Source organism: Massilia sp. LXY-6 (assembly GCF_051233485.1).
GTDB lineage: Bacteria > Pseudomonadota > Gammaproteobacteria > Burkholderiales > Burkholderiaceae_D > Telluria.
Window position 1 is genome coordinate 1 of record NZ_JBKFGF010000073.1, and the last position, 4,065, is coordinate 4,065.

At 68.9% G+C, this 4,065-nt stretch carries 4 protein-coding genes; 2 read left to right on the forward strand and 2 right to left on the reverse strand.

The genetic code is table 11. The annotated features are described in order from the left end of the window. Window positions 1–265, reverse strand: a 265-nt coding sequence (locus tag ACI48D_RS24520; RefSeq protein ID WP_435573857.1) for a zf-HC2 domain-containing protein, incomplete at its 3' end; no start/stop codon positions are given. After that, window positions 262–831: an RNA polymerase sigma factor gene (locus ACI48D_RS24525; RefSeq protein ID WP_435573858.1), complete on the reverse strand. Its 570-nt coding sequence runs from the start codon at window positions 829–831 to the stop codon at window positions 262–264. The genes ACI48D_RS24525 and ACI48D_RS24520, both read right to left, overlap by 4 nt. Window positions 832–1,011: 180 nt before the next feature. On the opposite strand from ACI48D_RS24525, the gene ACI48D_RS24530 reads away from it, so the two are divergent. Then, on the forward strand, window positions 1,012–2,586 hold the full coding sequence (locus ACI48D_RS24530) for a S53 family peptidase (RefSeq protein WP_435573859.1): 1,575 nt from the start codon (window positions 1,012–1,014) through the stop codon (window positions 2,584–2,586). A 56-nt stretch (window positions 2,587–2,642) separates the two neighbouring features. After that, window positions 2,643–3,932, forward strand: a complete 1,290-nt coding sequence (locus tag ACI48D_RS24535; RefSeq protein ID WP_435573860.1) for an NRAMP family divalent metal transporter — start codon at window positions 2,643–2,645, stop codon at window positions 3,930–3,932. The last annotated feature ends 133 nt before the right edge of the window (window positions 3,933–4,065 follow it).

Below are 4,065 nucleotides of genomic sequence, written 5' to 3' on the forward strand. Positions count from 1 at the left end.
GTGCGCCGGCCGCCGGTGCCGGCGATGCCTCGATGCGCGGGAGCATGCGCGCCCAGGCGCGTTCGGGGTCGCAGTCGGGCGCCGGGCCGGGGCCGGCGGCGCGCACCGCATGCAGCAGGTCGAGGTCTTCCCGGCACTGCGCGCAGCTGCGCAGGTGCGTGCGCAGCCGGTCCTGTTCGGCGCCGTCCAGGGTACCGTTGGCCAGCCAGGGCAGGGCATCCTGCGCCGCCCGGTGCTCGGCGGAAAAAGTGTCGTCCGGGCTCATGTCCTGTCCTCCAGTTGCCGCCCCAGCTGCGAAGCAAGGCGGCGGCGGGCGTGGAACAGCCGGGTCTTGACGGTGTTGACGGGGCATTCCATGATGTCTGCGATCTCCGCGTAGCTCATCTCGTGATAGAAGGTCAGCTGGAAGGCCGCGCGCTGCTCCAGCGGCAGTGCGGCGAGCGCGGTGTCCAGCGCATGGCCGAGACGCAACTGCTCGAAGCGCCATTCCGGCTGGCAGTCCGCCGCGCCTTCGCAGGTGTCCGGGAAGGCATCCAGCGGCTCGTCGAGCCTGTGCAGCGCCTTGCACGCCTTGCGGTACGCGATCGCGAACACCCAGGTCGAGAGCTTGCAGCTGCCGTCGAAGGTCGCGGCGCGCTGCCACACGACCAGCATGGTGTCGTTGACCACCTCCTCGATCGTGGTCGCGCTGCGCGTCATGCGATGCAGGAAGCGCGTCAGGCGTGGAAAGTAGGTGCGGTACAGGATTTCGAAGGCATGACGGTCCCCCGCCGCGATCCTGCCTACCAGGTTCGCCTCGCCATCGGGCCGCTCATACCCCTGCTGGTCCACGCACTGGTCTCCCTTGTTTTCGGTGAATACCCGGGCACCGCATGAAGGTTCAATCCATTGTTACACGGAAGTGCGCGCAGGGCCCGAGTTGGCATCGCTCAATAACTTCGTGGAAGGGACGCGCACACTGGTCGATGTTGTTTCAGCTTAATGTCTTTACTTCACACTAGCGAGGTCAACATGGTCAAACTCCCAGGCAGCATGCCGGCCCCGATGGCCGGTGCGCAATCCCTCGGCCCGGTGCCGGCCGACGAACGATTCCAGATCACCGTGGTGCTGCGCCGGCGTGCCGCTTTGCCGGACCACGCGCTGCACCCCGAGCGCGCGCAGCGCCGCTACCTGACGCGCGGAGAATATGCGGCGGCGTACGGCGCCAGCGACGAAGAGCTGGACAAGGTCGCCGACTTCGCGCGCCAGGCCGGCATGGCCGTGGTCGAGCGCAGGCCGGCCGCGCGCAGCATCGTGCTGTCGGGCACTGCGGCCCAGGTCGGCGCCGCGTTCCAGACCAGCATGGAGCGGGTCGAGCATGCGGCCGGCATCTCGCGGCGCCGCACCGCGCCCGTGCATCTGCCGCCCGAACTGGGCGAGATCGTCGAAGGCGTGTTCGGGATCGACGACATGCCGATCGCCAGGCCCTACTACCGCTTCTCGACGCCGCCGATGCAGGCGGCCGAGGAGCGCGCCGCGGCCACCGCCTTCACCCCGCCCGACATCGCCCGGCTGTACGATTTCCCGCAAGGGCTGGACGGCAGCGGCCAGTGCATCGCCATCATCGAGCTCGGCGGCGGCTACCGGAGCTCCGACCTGAAGGCCTACTTCCGCAGCCTGAACCTGCCGACGCCGAAGGTCACCGCGGTGTCGGTGGACGGCGGCCGCAACAGCCCCTCGCTGCCGTGGAGCGCGGATGCCGAGGTCATGCTCGACATCGAGATCGCCGGCGCGGTGGCGCCGGGCGCCTCGATCGCGGTGTACTTCGCGCCGAACAGCGAACAGGGCTTCGTCGACGCGATCTCCACCGCCGTCCACGACGCCGTCAACAAGCCTTCGGTGATCTCGATCAGCTGGGGCGCGCCGGAATCCGAGTGGTCGGCGCAGGGGCTGCAGGCGATGGACCAGGCCTTCCAGGCCGCGGCCGCGCTCGGCGTCACGGTGTGCTGCGCCGCCGGCGATGCCGGCTCCGGCGACCAGAATCCGCAAAACGGCACGCCGGACGGACTGGCGCATGCCGACTTCCCCGCTTCGAGCCTGTGGGTGCTGGGCTGCGGCGGCACCCGCCTGGCGGCCAACGGCGGCACCATCGCCAGCGAGACCGTGTGGAACGACGACCCGCAGACCAGCGCCACCGGCGGCGGCGTCAGCGACGTGTTCGGCCTGCCGGCCTACCAGGACACGGCCGGCGTGCCGCGCTCCGTCAATCCGGGCGGGCGCATCGGGCGCGGCGTGCCCGACGTGGCCGGGAATGCCTCGCCGGCGACCGGCTACCGGGTACGGGTCGACTTCCTCAACTTCGTGGTGGGCGGCACCAGCGCGGTCTCGCCGCTGTGGGCGGGCCTGGTGGCGCGCTTCAACCAGCGCCTGGAGCCGCCGGTCGGCTGGCTCAATCCGCAGCTCTACGGGCCGGTGGTCGGCACCGGCTCCTTCCACGACATCACGGCCGGGAACAACGGCGCGTATGCGGCGGGGCCGGGCTGGGATGCCTGCACCGGCTGGGGCTCGCCGATCGGTTCGCGCCTGCTGGCGGCGCTCGGCGGCTGACGAGTTGCGTGCGCAGGCGAACGGATGGCGCCGCCGCCTGCGCTCATCATGGAGGCATGGACTTCAAGGACTCCGACAAGCCGTCTCCCGAAGCCTCGGCCTGGCTGTCGAAGCTGGGACCGGGCCTGATCACCGGCGCCGCCGACGACGACCCGAGCGGCATCGCCACCTATTCGCAGGCCGGCGCCCAGTTCGGGTTCAACCTGCTGTGGACCCTGCTGCTCACGTATCCGTTGATGGTGGCGATCCAGGTCATCAGCGCCCACATCGGCCGGGTCACCGGCCGCGGCCTGGCCACCAACCTGCAGCGCTTCGCCCCGCGCCAGCTGGTCTGGCTGATCGTCGGCCTGCTGCTGGTCGCGAACGTCATCAATATCGCGGCCGACATCGCGGCGATGGGCGACGCGATGGTGCTGGTCGCTCCCGGCAAGGCCCATTACTACGCGGTGGGTTTTGGCGTGCTGTCGATGCTGCTGCAGGTGTGCGTGCCTTACCAGCGCTACGTCAACCTGCTGAAATGGCTGACCCTGGTCCTGCTGGCCTATGTCGCCACCGTGTTCGTGGTGCGCGTGCCCTGGGCCGAGGTGCTGCGTTCGCTGGTCTGGCCGCAGCCGCAGTGGCACAAGGAATACCTGACCACCGTCGTCGCCGTGTTCGGCACCACCATCAGTCCCTACCTGTTCTTCTGGCAGGCTTCGCAGGAAGTCGAGGAGCTGCGCGCCGATGCCGACGCCCAGCCGCTGCGGCGCGCGCCCGACCAGGTGCAGGCGCAGTTCCGGCGCATCCGCTTCGATACCCTGGTCGGCATGGCGGTCTCGAACCTGGTCGCCTTCTTCATCATGCTGACCACCGCCGCGACCCTGCATGCGCACGGCGTGAATGACCTGCAGTCCTCGGCCCAGGCGGCATCGGCGCTGAAACCGATCGCCGGCGAGCTGGCCTTCGTGCTGTTCGCGGCCGGGATCGTCGGCACCGGCCTGCTGGCGATTCCGGTGCTGGCCGGCTCGGCTGCCTACGCGATGGCCGGCACCTTCCACTGGAAGAGCAGCCTCGATAACAAGTTCTCGGCGGCGCGCAAGTTCTACGCCATCATCATCGTCTCGACCCTGGCCGGGATCGGCATCAACTTCGTCCCGCTCGACCCGATCAAGGCACTGTACTGGAGCGCGGTGCTGAACGGCGTGATCGCGGTGCCGGTCATGGTGATCATGATGGCGGTGGCGTCGAGCCCGAAGATCATGGGCGCGCTGAAGATCTCGGGCAGGCTGCGCGCGCTCGGCTGGCTGTGCACCGGCGTGATGGCGGTGGCGGTGCTGGCCATGTTCGGCGCTTCCCTAATAAGTTAGGAGCGCCTGACAAGCCCGCAGGGCAAGGGATGCGGCCACCCGACGCATCGGCGAAGACAGTACGCTGATATGTATTGACCTTGTCAACGACTGCGACAAGAGATTTTGGCTTTTGCAGCGGGTTGGTAGCAGA